Source organism: Flavobacterium polysaccharolyticum (genome assembly GCF_038739875.1).
Taxonomy (GTDB): Bacteria; Bacteroidota; Bacteroidia; order Flavobacteriales; family Flavobacteriaceae; genus Flavobacterium; species Flavobacterium polysaccharolyticum.
This window is the reverse complement of sequence record NZ_JBCGDP010000001.1, coordinates 1-16623: the sequence shown is the minus strand read 5'-3', so window position 1 is coordinate 16623 and position 16623 is coordinate 1. Positions and strand designations below refer to the sequence as shown.

General features: G+C 32.6%; 17 protein-coding genes. 9 read left to right on the top strand and 8 right to left on the bottom strand.

Annotation, left to right across the window (positions count from 1 at the left end; translation table 11 throughout):
* Genes WFZ86_RS00085 through WFZ86_RS00070 form a run of 4 tightly spaced genes read right to left on the bottom strand, consistent with a single transcriptional unit; the run spans position 1 to position 4155 of the window.
* On the bottom strand, positions 1 to 2136 hold the full coding sequence (locus WFZ86_RS00085) for a DUF4301 family protein (protein WP_342690051.1): 2136 nt from the start codon (positions 2134 to 2136) through the stop codon (positions 1 to 3).
* Positions 2088 to 2720, bottom strand: a complete 633-nt coding sequence (pnuC, locus tag WFZ86_RS00080) for a nicotinamide riboside transporter PnuC (RefSeq protein WP_342690050.1) — start codon at positions 2718 to 2720, stop codon at positions 2088 to 2090. Before pnuC ends, WFZ86_RS00085 begins: the two co-directional genes overlap by 49 nt.
* 13 nt (positions 2721 to 2733) lie before the next feature.
* Positions 2734 to 3453 (bottom strand): phosphoglycerol geranylgeranyltransferase, encoded by a 720-nt coding sequence (locus WFZ86_RS00075; protein ID WP_342690049.1) that lies wholly within the window; start codon positions 3451 to 3453, stop codon positions 2734 to 2736.
* A 57-nt stretch (positions 3454 to 3510) separates the two neighbouring features.
* Positions 3511 to 4155, bottom strand: coding sequence for a 4'-phosphopantetheinyl transferase family protein (locus tag WFZ86_RS00070; protein WP_342690048.1), 645 nt, complete (start codon positions 4153 to 4155; stop codon positions 3511 to 3513).
* Positions 4156 to 4451: 296 nt separating this feature from the next.
* Here WFZ86_RS00070 and ahcY point away from each other — a divergent pair, with 296 nt between their 5' ends.
* The 6 genes from ahcY to WFZ86_RS00040 all read left to right on the top strand — a co-directional run bounded on the left by ahcY (position 4452) and on the right by WFZ86_RS00040 (position 9953).
* A complete protein-coding gene (gene ahcY / locus WFZ86_RS00065; RefSeq protein ID WP_159687564.1) occupies positions 4452 to 5768 on the top strand; it encodes an adenosylhomocysteinase in 1317 nt (438 codons plus the stop codon).
* A 453-nt stretch (positions 5769 to 6221) separates the two neighbouring features.
* Positions 6222 to 6554 (top strand): leucine-rich repeat domain-containing protein, encoded by a 333-nt coding sequence (locus WFZ86_RS00060; protein ID WP_342690047.1) that lies wholly within the window; start codon positions 6222 to 6224, stop codon positions 6552 to 6554.
* 73 nt (positions 6555 to 6627) lie between these two features.
* Positions 6628 to 8427: an AAA family ATPase gene (locus tag WFZ86_RS00055; protein WP_342690046.1), complete on the top strand. Its 1800-nt coding sequence runs from the start codon at positions 6628 to 6630 to the stop codon at positions 8425 to 8427.
* 3 nt (positions 8428 to 8430) lie between these two features.
* Complete coding sequence (locus WFZ86_RS00050; RefSeq protein ID WP_342690045.1) at positions 8431 to 9372, top strand: hypothetical protein; 942 nt, start codon at positions 8431 to 8433, stop codon at positions 9370 to 9372.
* Positions 9373 to 9465: 93 nt separating this feature from the next.
* Complete coding sequence (locus tag WFZ86_RS00045; protein ID WP_159687556.1) at positions 9466 to 9690, top strand: DUF2683 family protein; 225 nt, start codon at positions 9466 to 9468, stop codon at positions 9688 to 9690.
* Positions 9672 to 9953, top strand: coding sequence for a Txe/YoeB family addiction module toxin (locus WFZ86_RS00040; RefSeq protein ID WP_342690044.1), 282 nt, complete (start codon positions 9672 to 9674; stop codon positions 9951 to 9953). The genes WFZ86_RS00045 and WFZ86_RS00040 overlap by 19 nt, the downstream gene beginning before the upstream one ends.
* 112 nt (positions 9954 to 10065) lie before the next feature.
* Here WFZ86_RS00040 and WFZ86_RS00035 read toward each other — a convergent pair whose 3' ends face one another.
* Both WFZ86_RS00035 and WFZ86_RS00030 read right to left on the bottom strand, forming a co-directional pair.
* Positions 10066 to 10470: a hypothetical protein gene (locus tag WFZ86_RS00035; protein ID WP_342690043.1), complete on the bottom strand. Its 405-nt coding sequence runs from the start codon at positions 10468 to 10470 to the stop codon at positions 10066 to 10068.
* Positions 10451 to 11089 (bottom strand): RNA polymerase sigma factor, encoded by a 639-nt coding sequence (locus WFZ86_RS00030; RefSeq protein ID WP_342690042.1) that lies wholly within the window; start codon positions 11087 to 11089, stop codon positions 10451 to 10453. The genes WFZ86_RS00035 and WFZ86_RS00030 overlap by 20 nt, the downstream gene beginning before the upstream one ends.
* A 91-nt stretch (positions 11090 to 11180) precedes the next feature.
* On the opposite strand from WFZ86_RS00030, the gene WFZ86_RS00025 reads away from it, so the two are divergent.
* On the top strand, positions 11181 to 11528 hold the full coding sequence (locus WFZ86_RS00025) for a DUF6249 domain-containing protein (protein WP_159687550.1): 348 nt from the start codon (positions 11181 to 11183) through the stop codon (positions 11526 to 11528).
* A 580-nt stretch (positions 11529 to 12108) separates the two neighbouring features.
* Here the strand turns inward: WFZ86_RS00025 and rpmA are convergent.
* Both rpmA and rplU read right to left on the bottom strand, forming a co-directional pair.
* Positions 12109 to 12369 (bottom strand): 50S ribosomal protein L27, encoded by a 261-nt coding sequence (gene rpmA, locus WFZ86_RS00020; protein ID WP_017497241.1) that lies wholly within the window; start codon positions 12367 to 12369, stop codon positions 12109 to 12111.
* 24 nt (positions 12370 to 12393) lie between these two features.
* The gene (gene rplU, locus WFZ86_RS00015; RefSeq protein ID WP_315147633.1) at positions 12394 to 12822 is read right to left on the bottom strand and encodes a 50S ribosomal protein L21; all 429 of its coding nucleotides are present in this window, start codon (positions 12820 to 12822) and stop codon (positions 12394 to 12396) included.
* 249 nt (positions 12823 to 13071) lie between these two features.
* Here rplU and WFZ86_RS00010 point away from each other — a divergent pair, with 249 nt between their 5' ends.
* A complete protein-coding gene (locus tag WFZ86_RS00010; protein WP_342690041.1) occupies positions 13072 to 14394 on the top strand; it encodes a M16 family metallopeptidase in 1323 nt (440 codons plus the stop codon).
* Positions 14395 to 14409: 15 nt separating this feature from the next.
* Positions 14410 to 16458, top strand: a complete 2049-nt coding sequence (locus WFZ86_RS00005) for an insulinase family protein (protein WP_342690040.1) — start codon at positions 14410 to 14412, stop codon at positions 16456 to 16458.
* Positions 16459 to 16623 lie beyond the last annotated feature (165 nt).

Genomic DNA, 16623 nt, shown 5'->3' with positions numbered 1-16623 from the left:
TTACAAAGCTTGTTGGGCTTGATGGGCAGGCTTGAGTAAATCATTTACATTTTTAACGGGATTAAAAGTAACCATAGGTACCTCTACAAAAACCGTAATCCACTTGGCCATGGCTCCATTCCATAATCCAGGCAATTCATAGGATTTTATAGTGTCACTTCCTAACTTTCTTTCTACTATAAATCCGCTATTATGATCTACAAACTGACTTAAATCGAATTTTTGATTTTTGTAATTTTTAATGCCACAAACTAAATCTACTGGATTAAAATGAGTTGCATTATCCAAAATTCTCTGCTGTTCTTCGTTTTTTAGATCCATCTGAGAAGATTCAACGATTTGCAAATTCATCTTCCCTTTACCATCAATTACCCAAAACGGTCCACCACCAGGCTCCCCTTCATTTTTTACCATCCCACATACCCGAATCGGACGATCTAAAACACGTATTAATTCTTTTATTTTATTCTCAAAAGTGAATTTTGAAAACCCTTTGATCAATTCAATACTCAATTCGTTTTGAACAAAAAGAACAATTTCATCAACTCCAGATTCTTCGAATTTCTGTAGATGAATAGCATCTAAATAATTAAAAACTCGCTGTTGTAACTCTAATAAAATGCCAGCTAATCCCTTTTTGTATAAGACAATAGCATTCATTTCATTTTGAATTACATTATCAATGTTTTTGATAAAAACAATATCAGCATCCAACGCATTAAGGTTTTCAATCAAGGCGCCATGTCCTCCTGGACGAAATAAAAGTTCATTATTTTGGTTTTTCACCAAATAATTGTTGGCATCTACAGTAACAGAATCTGTAGATTTATCTTGATACGAATAGCCAATTTCAATTGTTGTATTGGATTGCGTTTCGATTTTACTTTTTAGTTCTTGCTCTAATTTTTCAAATAGGGTTTGATGTGCCTGAGTTATGGTAAAATGTAAATAACTTTTCTGTTGCACTGAGGCATAGGCTACACTTTCGTTTAGATGCTCTTCAAATGGCGTGGCTACGTGATCTGAATATTTATGAAAAGGCAAAACACCCTTAGGTTTACTCGCAAAATCAAAATAATCAGGGTATAATAAATAAGTTATAAAGTAATAATTTTTTTTGTCTGCTGGCCAAAACTCAAAGTCGGCAAAATCAGCCCTAAGTCTCTTATCTATGGCTTCAAAAAAAGAAAACTTATCCATACCCACAATAAAAAGCGACAGCTCTAAATCGCGCTTTCTGTTGATGTATGCATTAATACTCTCTGTTTCGTAATGATAATCTCTTAGAAATTCATTCAAAAACTTAAACATTCGTGTGGCTGCTCCAGAGGCAGGCACTAATTTTTTCAACGTTAAAGAAGCTTTGTTTGCATCAAAAAAAGTAGCTTTTTCAATAAACTCCTCCGTAGACAAATACATAATTCCATCACCAATTGTCGCAGGTCTGTCTAAAATGGTTTTGGCAATTCCGTTTTTGTAAATTGTCAGTTGTTCTTGGACTTTAGCTATCGGAATACCGTGCTCATAGATTTGCACAAAATCCAAAGAATCGATTCCCATTTTTTTAGCCTTACGCAACTCTTCCAGAATAGCTATGGCTTTGTTCAATCGGGTTTCTTTATCTCCAGTTAGAGTAATAAATGGTTTTTTGTTATCAATAAGTGATTGTTTGAACACTGAAAAAACAGACTCTCGTCCTTCAGGGCTATCTCTCAAACCATCATCTTCCCATGGCACGTCAATGTCTGTAAGAAAAAACAAGTCATATTGATGGGTGCGAGCCGCTTTATCCAATAACGAGTCACAAAAATTATAATACAATTCAGAAAACACTTTGGTCACCATCAAATTCGTATCACAAAACAAATAAGTATCTGCAATAGCGGCACTTTCATTTTCTAATTTAGTTTGTCCATAGGCAATTGGCAACATATCATCTATATCACAAACACCACGACCACTATTTAGCTTTTCTTGTAAATAGTCGCGTGCAAATTCGGGTACCCAAACCGTCTGATAGTAATCGGCTAATTGTTTTGCCAAAGTAGTTTTGCCTGTAGATTCAGGGCCAAAAATGGCAATTCGTATTATTTCTGAAGCTCCAGCTTCATTGAACTGTTTAAGATTTTCTTCCATTCTAAATAACCATAAAAGGCGATAATAGTAAAGATAATATATTGTAATGAAGTAAAGGTATATCCTTTAGCAAAATAAAGTGGAATAGAGATGAAATCACCTATGATCCAAAAAATCCAATTTTCTATTTTTCGTTTGGCCATTAACCACATGCCAACGAAGAAAATAGCTGTCAAAAAAGTATCTACATAAGAATACCAAGTGGTAAATTTACCAAAATAAAGATAAACTAGTACTACAAATACTACAGTCATTACAAAAATTAAAATAGCATATATCTTTTCTTTGGAATTGATATAAGAAATAGGGAATTCTACTTCATCCCCTTTTTTGCGTGTCCAATGATACCAACCGTAAAGACTCATTACAAAATAATACACATTGATCATCGAATCGCCCAATAACTCCCATTGCCAAAGCAAATAGGCATAGATTGAAGTACTGACCAAACCCGTTGGAAACACTAAAATATTATCTTTTTTAGCAAACCAAACACTGGCTAAACCGAAAAAAATGGCAATTAGTTCCAAACTAACCATAAGTGCGGAATAGTCTTTATATTGAGCAAAAAAATAATCGATCATTATTTATTGTGTATTATTTATTTTCAAAAAAAGAAGGATTTTTTTCAAAAGCCGTTCCTATTACAACCATATCTGCTCCTGCATCATAAGCATTTTGTATCCCCAACAAAGAGGTAATGCCTCCGCCTACAATTAAAGGAATAGTGGTGTTTTTAGCAACATCCCGAATCATTTCTAGTGGAACTGCTTGTTGAGCTCCGCTTCCTGCCTCGAGGTAAATGAGCTGATGTCCTAACATTTCGCCCGCCATAACTGTAGCTACTACCAAATCATTATTATCTCTAGCAATGGGCTGTGTCTTACTTACTCTAGCAACGGCTGTTTCATTGCCGCTTTCGATCAAAAGATAACTAGTAGGAATAATTTCTAGATCTGTTTTTTTGAGAATTGGCGCTGCTTTTACCTGATGTTCGATTAAAAAATCGGGATTGCGACCGGATAATAAGGACAAAAACAAAATACCATCGGCGTGAATAGAAATTTGAGATGGATTGCCAGGGAAAAGCACAATAGGTAACTCACAACTGCTTTTAATCTTTAGAATGAGCTCGTCAATAATATTATGCGTTACGTGGCTTCCACCAATAAAAATGTGAGTAGCTGGAGCGTTTATCACTTTTTGAATTAACGAAGAAACCACATTCAAATCAATTTTATCGGGGTCGAAAAGAATGGCAAGGAGCTTGCGTTTTTCTTTTTTTGCCAACAGAATATCTTGATAAATGTTTTTCATAATAATCATCTTACAGCCATTTGCTGAGCTGACACAAAACTACTGAAAGAATACATACTATTGCTCGTTTTTTTCAAAAGCATAAACTAGAGTAAAAGAATCGAACTCATCAAAACAAATTGTAAACCATTGCTGCTTTTTTTCGAAATCCAAAATGGCGGTGGTTTCCTTTTGGTCTAACTCAAATGGACTGACTTTGATGTGGTTTTTAAAACTAATACCTTTCTCGTTGCATATTTTAAAAATGGCTTCTTTGGCGCCCCATTTTACGGTTAACTTCCGAATGTAATCCTCTGTAGAAAAGCTTTGTAGTCGAGATAACTCGGCTGTATCGACAAATTTATCGGCGATACGAAGGATTTTTTCTCGTTGCAATTCGATATCAATCCCGACGGTTTGAGTGCTTATGATAATGGCCGCGAATTCGTGTGAATGAGTTATGGATATGTATTTTTTGTCGTTCAAATGAGGCTTGCCTGAAGCATCGTAATACAAATCAAAGTCGGTATATCCAGCTTCAGCTAGTAGTTTTCGAACACTCAAAAAGGCGCGTTGGTGCAGTTGCGACTTCATTCCGTTGAGTCGTTGGGTGCTAATCGTGTTCAAGTGTACTTGTTCGTATAAATCCGAAAACGTCTCGGTGATGTGCCAAACATAGAGTGTGGTTTGTTGAGTATACTGGATGGTTTTGAATAACGGCATTTGTAAATAAGGTGTCGTTTATAGTTTGGTTTTTGAATACAATTCTCTTGTTGTTTAGCACATTGCCTAGCCCTGATGGGAACGGCATCCTTGTATGGCGGGGTTCGCCATACAAGATATAGTGGACAGCAGGATTAGCTCCTTATAGTTGACCAACTTTGTGTGTGCAATTGACAAGGCATTTAAAATTCTAACGCTTAAGGAATTAAACAATTCACAAATCTTATAGAAATTCGTTTATTTCTAAACTTATTACGTAAATTTGCAAAAAATTTCAATATACAAATATACTATAAATGAGTACAGCAACTATGCCTTATGTGGCTTACAAAGTGAAAGACATTTCCTTAGCAGCTTGGGGAAGAAAAGAAATTGAATTAGCAGAAGCTGAAATGCCAGGTTTGATGGCGCTTCGTGCAGAATATAAAGACGAACAACCTTTGAAGGGAGCTCGTATTGCAGGATGTTTACACATGACGATTCAAACTGCAGTTTTGATCGAGACTTTGATTGCACTTGGAGCTGAAGTGACTTGGAGTTCTTGTAACATTTTTTCTACTCAAGATCAGGCTGCCGCTGCTATTGCTGCTGCTGGAATTCAGGTATATGCTTGGAAAGGTCTTGACGAAGAATCGTTTGACTGGTGTATTGAGCAAACGTTGTTCTTTGGTGAAGACAGAAAACCATTGAATATGATTTTGGATGACGGTGGAGATTTGACTAATATGGTTATTGATCGTTACCCAGAATTGGTTGCTGGAATCAAAGGATTGTCTGAAGAAACTACTACTGGTGTTCACAGATTATACGAAAGAGTAAAAGCGGGAACATTACCAATGCCAGCGATCAACGTAAACGACTCTGTTACTAAATCTAAATTTGACAACAAATACGGTTGTAAAGAATCTGCAGTTGATGCAGTTCGTCGTGCTACTGATATTATGTTGGCTGGAAAAAGAGTAATTGTTTGTGGATACGGAGACGTAGGAAAAGGAACAGCTGCTTCTTTTAGAGGTGCTGGATCTATTGTAACGGTTACTGAAATTGATCCAATTTGTGCTTTACAAGCTGCAATGGACGGTTTTGAAGTTAAAAAATTAGATACTGTTATCGCTACAGCTGATATCATTATTACTACAACTGGAAACAAAGACATCGTTTTGGGTTCTCATTTTGAAAAAATGAAAGACAAAACGATCGTTTGTAACATAGGACACTTTGATAACGAAATTGATATGGCTTGGTTGAACAAAAACCACGGTGCTTCAAAAATCGAAATCAAACCACAAGTTGACAAATATACTATCAACGGTAATGACATCATCATCTTAGCAGAAGGTCGTTTGGTAAACCTTGGTTGTGCTACAGGTCACCCAAGTTTTGTAATGAGTAACTCATTTACGAACCAAACTTTGGCTCAAATCGAATTGTGGAAAAACAGTGCTGCTTACAAAAATGAAGTGTATATGTTACCAAAGCATTTAGATGAAAAAGTAGCTATGTTGCACTTAGCTAAATTAGGTGTTGAATTAGAGACTTTACGTCAAGATCAAGCAGAATACATTGGTGTTGAAGTTCAAGGTCCATTCAAACCAGAATATTACAGATACTAATTTAGTAATTAGTCCTTAGTGATGAGTGACTAGTAACTAGTTAATAACAGACAAACCCTTGCAGGAAACTGAAATATATTCAGTTGTACTGTAAGGGTTTGTTATTTTTGGACGTGAGCTTTCGTAAAAACTACGGGGCGTTACTATCTTTTATTCCGCTGCGCTGCATAAAAGGATTTCCACTGCTATCCCAATGTTATTAAGTTAAGGGGAAAAAGAAAAAATAGCACGCAGATTAATCAGATTTTCACTCATTTTTCTGCATAAATCTGCGTGAAAACAAAAAGAGCAATTCCTTAACTTAATGACATTGACTGCTATCCCTCACGCAAATCACTTTTCATAGAAACAATTGGTCTTAAACTTTGTTTTTTTTAGTAATGGCTTTACAAATTATGGCAATCCATAAAAATACAGCTCAAGCTTTTAATATATTTGAATAAATCTTTTATTATGAAGCCAGTTACTATTTTAAATTTAGAAAAGACATTAGGATTTGGGTTAAATTTATCAACTATTGATGATTTTTTTGATTTCAAAAATAGAAATACCTTCAAAATAAATGATGATGGAGAAGTCATTTCGTTGAATCTATTTGGAAACAAAATAACCAATATTTCTTTCATAAAAGAGTTTCAAAATTTAAAAGAATTAGACTTAAGAAATAATCCTATTAGAGATTTTACACCTCTAGAGAATTTCAAACAATTAATCCTTTTTGGTTATGGGATTCATAAAATAAATAGCCAATCATATATCAATGATTTTTTAAAAAAAGACATATAGACATTCCTCAAAAATAGCAGCTGTATATATTCATAAACACGAATTTTTATTTGATAAGCCTCAGATAATCAATTTGGGCGGGAGGAATACTTATTACATCGAATCTTATGGCGATAGTTCTGTTGAATTAATTTGTAAGCCAAATCCAAATTTTATTGAACATATTTTTGGCGAAGACATCGCATTAGTTTCAGCTATTGTTGGTGAAAATGGTACCGGCAAAACTAGTTTAATAACAAAATTATTTAATCAATTAATTCCAGTAAGAACTGGCGAAGAAAAATGTGTTTTTTTTATTATTGAAGAAACTGAAAAAATTAAATATTATTCATTTTTCAATTTAGAAAGTGATTTTAAAGTTATTTCTAAAAACTTTGATTCAGAAGCTGAAAAAGAACCCTTTTATGGTTTCCCTATCTATTTTTCAAATTATTTAAGCGATAATAGAATACATAAAAATCAAGCTAACTCATTGGATTTATCTTTAATGAGTCAAATATTAAACGATTTAAATCCTGAGTTATCCTCTAAAGCTAATTTTTCATTTTATAAAAATGCCCAATTAAAGAGATGGATGAAAATGCTTTCTGACAAGAAAATAACAACTATTCTGGATGAATTTTTATTACCTGTTTTTGATACTATTAAAATAGAAGTACAAAGAATTGATACAAAGTATGATTATAGGAAATCAATAAGGAATCTAGACTATCCGAGTGCTGAAAGTCTAAAAAATGAAGTAATAAAAGTCAAAGATATTTTTACTTCTGTCAATGGTTTTTTAGAAGATTTCAATTCAACTAATACTTTTACTGAGAAAAACACAAAAGATGAAATTGTGAGTTTTTTGATGAAACAGTTTATGGCATTTATAACTAAAACTATCTTTAATCAAGAAGAAACAAATACAATTTATCCAAAAATCAAAAATATTGAAGTTTTCGATAACCTAACCAATCTCGCTAATCCAAAGGATTTATTAAAATTATTGATTGATAATTTTTATTTTGTTGACATTAATAGTAGAGACTCTAAAATTACTTTTCCGTTCCAATCCTTCTATAATTTTATTTTAAAAATTGAAACCTTTTTTGACAATGGTGAAATTAAATTAAGCAGAAGCAACGAGTTTAATTTAAATTTTATTTCAGCTAGCGAAATTTTATTTTTACACGACAATATCATTTCAAAATTAAATGATTTTAAAATTGACAATTATCAATTTTTAAAATTTCATCCTGATAAAATAATTAGCTCAGGAGAAGAAATGATTTTTAATCTCATTTCATTATTATATGATAACAAAGAAATAAATACGAATGTTAATTTACCTGCAATTTTATTTTTAGATGAGGCAGATTTAGGACTACATCCTAAATGGAAAAAAATGTTTATCAACACTTTAATAAAAATGTTGCCTAAAATTTTTATTGGAATGAGAATACAAATCATATTCACAACTCACGACCCTTTGACATTATCAGACATTCCTAATAATAATATTGTTTATTTAAAAAAAGAGAACAATAAAACAATTATTCTTGATAATGAAAATAAACCAAAAAAATCATTTGGAGCAAATATTACCGATTTATTAGCAGATAGTTTTTTTATAGATAACGGTTTAATGGGCGATTTTGCAATGGCGAGAATAAACGACACTATTGACTGGATTAATGATAAAAATAGAGATTTAGCTAAAAAAGAATATTATGGAAAGCTTATAGATATTATTGACGAACCTTTAGTTAGATACAAAATTAGAGAAATGTATTTTGAAAAATTTCCAGAAGAAGAAATGGATCGAGAAAACCAACTTAAAAAATTAAAAGAAATGGCTGACAAATTAGGCTGTGCAATCAAAGAAAAATAAATCATGTTAGCACTAAAGGTTAATACTAGAGCATTAGATTTTCATCATAAATTAATTAAATGTTGGCTTTCAAAAAAAGTTAAAGGGAATTATAGTAAAGTAAATAAATCAGGTTATCGATGTGAAGAAAATGAATGCGTAAATTGTAAAACAAATACAAATAAGGTTCCTTTACCTGAAAATTTGATTAATTTTTTAACTTCTGAAAAAATTGACAATTTAATATTAGGGAAACCATCAGAATTATTAGAAATTAATCACGAATTAGAAAATTTAGCAATCGATATAGATGTAGTAAAAGCCCTTTTTGTTAAATCAGGATACAAAAATTGGTTTCAGCCGAATTTTGGAAACGAGCTTTTAAACATAATTAACCAAGATACCTGTACTTACTGCAACAGAAATTACACCTTACAAACAGTTCCTAATAGGTCAAGAGCTGAATTAGATCATTGGTTTTCAAAAGAAACATTTCCATTATTAGCATTATCATTTTACAATTTAATTCCGAGCTGTCATTCCTGTAATCATTTAAAGTTAAACAACGTTATTGATGACACTTTTGCACACCCTTACACTATTACAGAAGACAATCAAAATTTTAAATTTAGCTTTAATTACATCAACATTGACAAAAAATTTGACATAAAGCTTATGGTTGAAGAAAACTCAAAAATGGACAATTCTTTAAAAGATTTTAAAATCAAAGAAATCTACAACACACATTCTGAAAAAGAACTTAAAGATTTATTAGATCTTCGGTATAAATATTCAAAAAATTATTTAGATATTTTACTAAACAAAACATTCTCAAGTTTATCAATGTCAAAAGAAGAGGCTTATCGAATGATATTTGGTATAGAAATTAAAGAAGAAGATTACCACAAAAGACCGTTAAGTAAATTTAAACACGATATAATTGAGGAATTATTAAAACAATCTTAATTCAAAAAAAACAGGTATTTAATTTAACTACCATACCATTAACAACAACCAAAACATTTTATATCTTTGTATCTTAATTGATTACTTATCAAAATGACTACACTAACGGTAAACATAAAAGATATTTCTCAAATTGCCATCATCAAAAAAATTTTGAAAGCATTTGATGTGGAAGTAATTGAGCAAAATAATGAAATTACAAATCCGGAGATAATCGAAAGGTTAGAAAAACATCATAAAAATTTTCAAGATGCTACCTACAGAGAAGAAAACTACACCAAAGTAGATGCCAAAAATATATGGGCAGATATACAATAGAAATAAGCAAAGAAGCCCTTGCTGATTTATCTAAAATAAAAAAGTCAGGTAAAAAAACAGATATTTCAAAAATTGAAAAGATATTTCTGGAATTAGAAATACATCCAACAACTGGAATTGGTAAGCCTGAAAAACTTAAATACAAAACCGAAAATGTATGGTCTAGACAAATTAACAAAAAAGACCGATTAGTTTATGAAATTATCGACCACGAAGTCGTAGTGATTATCATTTCTGCTTTAGGACATTATAGTGACAAATAACTATTAAATTTCAACACAAGGTAAGCTTACCCAAATCAAATAGCACATATATTAACCCTCACATTACTGTGAGGGTTTGTTGTTTTTTGGGCAATTTCAACAATAAAATAATTTAAACTCCAATTCGTTTGTTAAAGTAATTTCTTAAAAAACCAATTTGAATACAAAACATTACTGTAGAAGCCACAATAGCATACATCGAAATTTTTGAGATTGCAAATCCCTTCAAAAATCTAGTATTGAACAACTTATCGTAATTAATGAAATTTAGCCAACTTTCGGGTGTTGTTTCACCGTAAATAAAAAGATAAATTGTCAATAAACAAGTAAATCCAAAAACAGCTATAAATATCGATTTTGGAATTAAAGGTTTATACAAAGTGACATCACTTGCTTTTGTTGCTGCAACTTGAGTCATTACTTTTGACGTAAAATCAACAGAAGGTGATTCTAAAGTTAGATCACTCATCATTCTATCTACAAATTTTTCCAGGTCTTTATTTTCGTTTGCTTCCATAATATTCAATTATTTCGGGTTCTAAACGCATTTTTAAAATAGAAGCAATTTTTTTTCTGCTTCTGAAAAGTTTAACTTTAACATTATTGATAGTACAATCTATAATTTTTGAAATTTCTTCTAAAGATTGTTCTTCAAAATAAAACAAGATCAATAAAAAAGCTTCTTCGCTCGGCAACAAATGAATGCAATCTTGAATCATTTTATTTCGATCTCTTTCATCGATAGCATCCAAAACATTTTCTAAGTTTTGTATTTGATTCTCAGAAAAATCATCTATCGGAATCGTATCCTGCACTCTTTTGTTTTTTTTGAGTTGATCTAAGCAAGTATTATAAGTTACTTTGTAAATCCAAGTTGAAAATTTTGAATCCCCTTTAAAGTTGTTAAGAGATTTAAACACTTTTACAAAAGTATCCTGAGCGGCTTCCTCGGCCTCTTCCCTATTTTTAAGCATTTTCAAAGACAACGAAAAGACCAAATCCTTATATTGATCAACCAATACAGCAAATGCATTCGAGTCACCTTCGAGGATTTTAGTAATATAGTATTGCTCGTTAAAACTGTTCATATTTACATCAGACGACAAGTCTTTACTATCGGTTACAATAAAACGCAAGAAATATTTTTTTCAAAAAATGTGTAACCTAATCTTAAATAGCGTCGTCATAGCTAACAAACACATTAATCAATTTAAAATCAAAAAAATTATGATCGCAGAAATTTTAATTCCAATCAGCTTGTTCTTAGCAATTTTCGGTATCATCTACCTTTATCTATCAACAAGAAACAAAGAACGTTTGGCACTCATCGAAAAAGGTATTGATGCAAGTATTTTTATGGGCAGAGACAAAAGCTCAACCTCATTTTCAAAAATAATACTTTTAAACTTAGCATTATTGCTTATGGGTATAGGTATAGGCGTATTTATAGCATTGTTGCTTTCGACATACACTTCCTTAAATGAAAGCGCATTATATCCTGCAACTATTTTCACAATGGCTGGTGCTGCATTATTCATTGGTTTTACAATGACTAAAAAACTTGACCAACAGTAATTATCATTTCTATTTTAGGATATTATAAATAACTTGTTTTCAGGAAGACGCAACTTTTGAGTAAACTTTTCCAAATCACTTACAACACAAACAAACCCTCGCAGAAATGTGAGGGTTTGTTGTTGAGCATAACTATTTAAACTCAAAAAAATCTCTATTCATAGACAAGATAAATATTATAAAGTAAAAATTTACACCCCCTTTTAATGTTTAAACTATAATATTTGTGTTTTTATGATTAAAATAAATATGTCATAAGTAAAATGAAAAACTTTTGTTTGTCACCATATTATTATTTATTCAGAAAAATTCAACTCAGGGAACCGATCGAAGATTTTAAAAATTTTTTTTTATGCGCCAAAAGGCAAATGGCAAGATGAAGATCCTACAAGTATACTACTGTATCGTGGAGCAACCATTTCGTACAGCACCTTTTTAGCCTATCATTTTTGATACCTCGTGAATGAACAATAATAAAATAAAATTGTTTTTCAGCATTGGATTATTATTCAATCCAGCATAAAAAAGAAAAGCCTGTCAATTTTGATTGACAGGCTTTATAATAATTAAAATCAAATTCTTATGCTTCAAATGGAAGAATAGAAACGTATGATTTATTATCTTTTTTCTTTTGGAACTTCACAACTCCAGCTACTCTTGCGTGTAGGGTGTGATCTTTACTGATGTAAACATTTTCACCTGGATTGTGTTTAGAACCTCTTTGTCTTACGATGATGTTCCCAGCAATAGCAGCTTGACCACCAAAAATCTTAACGCCTAAACGTTTTGATTCTGATTCTCTACCATTCTTAGAACTACCGACACCTTTCTTGTGAGCCATGACGTATTGGTTTTAATATTGTTATTATTCTTTTGTATCTTCTTTTTTAGCTTTTGGAGCTTTTTTTACTTTAGGAGCTGGTGCTTCTTCAGTAGTAGCTTCAACTGCTGCTTTTTTTGGAGCTGCTTTTTTAGCTGTTCCTGCTGCAGTAATACCTTCAATTACAATTTGAGTAAGATATTGTCTGTGACCATTTCTTTTTTTGTATCCTTTTCTTCTTTTCTTTTTGAAAACGATAACTTTATCTCCTTTTAAGTGTTGTAACACTTTAGCTTCTACTGAAGCACCTTCTATAGCTGGGGCGCCTAAAGTTACATTTCCATTATCGTCTAATAAAAGAACTTTGTCAAAAGAAACTTTTGAACCTTCTTCATTAGCCAAACGGTGAACATAAACCTTTAAGTCTTTGCTTACTTTAAATTGTTGCCCTGCTATCTCTACGATTGCATACATACCAAATTGATTTATTGATTTTTAAGGTTGCAAATATACAACTAAAAATTAATCTTGCAATCTAATGTCCAAAAAATATTTCAACCCCTATTACCCTCTGATTTTTAAGCCATTTACTCTGTTTAAACCAATGTTAAAATCATGCAAAAACAAGATTATATTTACAAGAACACTTAAAATAAAGTACATTTGATGTAACATATTTTATGATACCTAAACTAATGCAACAACAAAATTTTAATAATCTTTATGAAAAAAACAATAATGGCTTTGAGTAGTGTATTGATGCTTGGAGGCGTTGCCTCAGCTCAAAAAGTAGCGTTTGAAGAGTACGACTTAGACAATGGAATGCATGTCATTTTACACCATGACCCGTCTGCTCCTGTAGCAATCACCTCAGTAATGTACCATGTAGGTTCTAAAGACGAAAGACCTGATCGCACAGGTTTTGCTCACTTTTTTGAGCATTTGTTATTTGAAGGAACTGAAAACATCAAACGTGGCGAATGGTTCAAGATCGTAACTGCTAACGGAGGGGTGAACAATGCCAATACATCAGACGACAGAACCTATTATTATGAAGTATTCCCATCAAACAATTTAGAATTAGCCCTTTGGATGGAATCCGAAAGATTATTACACCCTGTCATCAACAAAATTGGTGTAGATACACAAAACGAGGTAGTGAAAGAGGAAAAAAGAACCCGAATGGACAACCAACCTTATGGTAGATTTCAAGCGGTAGTAAAAGAAAACCTGTTCAAAAAACATCCTTACCGTTGGGCAACAATCGGTTCTATGGAACATTTAGATGCTGCCACTTTAGAAGAATTTCAAGCGTTCAACAAAAAATTCTACATTCCTAATAACGCTGTTTTGGTAGTAGCTGGTGATTTCAAAAAAGACGAAGCCAAAAAATGGATTGCACAGTATTTTGGAACAATTCCTAAAGGAGCTCCGATTAAAAGAGAACAATTCATCGAAGAACCTATTACTGAAACTATAAAAGCCAAATTTGAAGACAACAACATTCAAATTCCAGCGATTGTAGCGGCTTACAGAACACCTTCAATGAAAACAAGAGATGCACGCGTTTTAGACCTTATCTCTTCTTATTTGAGTGATGGTAAAAGCTCTAAGTTGTACAAAAAAATTGTTGACGACAAAAAAATCGCACTACAAGTAGGTGCTTTTAGCAACAGCCAAGAAGATTACGGTATGTACATTTTGTATGGTTTACCAATGGGACAAAATTCCCCTATAGATATCTTAAAAGAAATTGATGAAGAAATAACAAAATTGCAAACCGAATTAATTTCTGAGAAAGATTACCAAAAATTACAAAACAAGTTCGATAATAATTTTGTAAACTCTAACTCCTCTATTGAAGGAATTGCTGAAAATTTGGCTAGCTATTATTTATTGTATGGCGATATCAACCTAATCAATACAGAAATAGAAATGATTCACTCTATCACAAGAGAAGAAATCAGAGACGTTGCCAAAAAGTATTTAAATCCTAATCAACGTTTAGTTTTAGATTACGTACCAGCTGCTGAAAAGGCCAAATAACAAGATATGAACATTATGAAAAATATAAGCATCCTCTTAACCCTATTCTTTGTAACAGGAATTATGCAAGCGCAAAACAGACCACAACCCAAGCCAGGACCTTCTCCAATGGTTCAAATCAAAAAGCCACAAAGCTTTGTTCTAAAAAACGGACTAAAAGTGATGGTCGTAGAAAACCACAAACTTCCACGCGTTTCTTTCAACCTTACACTAGACAACCCTCCTTTTGCAGAAGGCAACAAAAAAGGAGTAGATGATTTGACCAGCAGCTTGATTGGTAACGGAAGTCAAAAAACCCCAAAAGATGTATTCAATGAAGAAATTGATTTCTTAGGTGCCAATATCAACTTCTCTTCACAAGGAGCTTCCGCAAGTGCGCTGTCTAAATATTCAGGACGCGTTTTAGAATTGTTAGCCGAAGGTTCATTGTTTCCGCTTTTCACACAAGAAGAATTCGACAAAGACAAAGCGAAAATGATAGAAGGATTAAAAGCCAACGAGAAAAGCGTAGCCGCAATTTCTAGCCGAGTTGTTGATGTACTCGCTTTTGGTAAAAACCATCCTTCCGGAGAATACGTTTCAGAAGAAACTTTAAAAAACGTAACGCTGACTGATGTTCAAAGCAATTACGCTACTCGTTTTGTGCCAGAAAACGCTTATTTGGTAATCATTGGAGACATAAAATTTAAAGAAACCAAAGCTGCTGTTGAAAAACTATTTGGTGCTTGGGAGAAAAAAACCATTACCAAAGAAAACTATACGGCTAATCCAAACGTAGGTCAATTACAAATCAACATAGTAGATGTACCAAATGCTGTACAATCAGAAATTTCGTTGGTCAACACCTTGAATCTAAAAATGAATGACCCAGATTTTTTCCCAGCAGTGATTGCTAATCAAATTTTGGGTGGTGATTTCAATTCGTATTTAAATATGAATTTGAGAGAAAAACACGCTTGGACTTATGGCGCACGTTCTGAAATTGGAAGCGGAAAATATATAACCAAATTTGTAGCTAATTCTGCTGTTCGAAATGCCGTTACTGATAGTGCTGTGGTTGAATTCATCAAAGAAATCAAAAAAATCAGAACCGAAAAAGTAGATGCCGAAGTCTTGAAAAACGTAAAAGCAGGATACATTGGTCGTTTTGTAATGCAAGTTCAAAAACCACAAGCCGTGGCGCGCTATGCTTTAAATATCGAGACAGAACAATTACCTGCCGATTTTTACGAAAAATACATTCAAACCATCAATGCTGTAACACCTGATGACATTCAACGCGTAGCTAATAAATACTTCTTATTAGACAACACCCGAATTGTAATCGTTGGAAAAGCAAGTGAGATAACACCTGGTTTAGAAAAACTAAAACTACCATTATACTTTTTTGACAAATACGGCAATCCAGTAGAAAAACCAGTAACCAAAAAAGAAATTCCAGCTGGAGTTACCGCCAAAAGCGTTTTAGAAAACTATATCAAAGCTATTGGTGGAGACAAAGCCGTGGCCACTGTAAAAACCATTGCAATGACTGGTTCTACAACCATTCCACAAACACCTTCTCCATTGAGTTTTACCTCAAAAATTGACAACAAAGGAAAGATGACAATTGAATTAGCAATGGGAGCTATGAGCTTAATGAAACAAGTAGTAAACGAAAAAGGAGCCTACGCCATTCAACAAGGACAACGCCGAGATTTTACTGGTAAAGATTTAGATGCTATGAAAGCTAGCGCCACAGTATTTAAAGAAGTATCTTTATTAAAAAAAGCAGACATCTCCCTTTCAGGCATCGAAACCATCAATGGTAAAGACGCTTACGGAATCAAAGACGGCAAAACAACTTATTTCTATGACACCACAACAGGTCTAAAAGTAGCCGAATCAAAAGTATTAGAACAAGGAGGTCAAAGTATGACGCAAACCACCAATTATGGCGACTATAAAGAAGTAAAAGGCGTAAAAGTTCCTTTTAACATCATCCAAAATGTTGGTTTTGAACTTGACATCAAAATGTCTGATGTAAAAATCAACGAAGGCGTAACTGAGGCCGATTTTCAATAATCACAACTTAAATTAAAACAATAAAGACTGCTTTCATCAGAGCCACTGAAAAACCACGTCAATTTTGATAGACCTCGTTTTTAGATAAAAAAAACGCTTATAATTGGATTTTAATCTTCCTTTTATAAGCGTTTTTCCTTTGTGATTAATTTTTTAATGGGATTT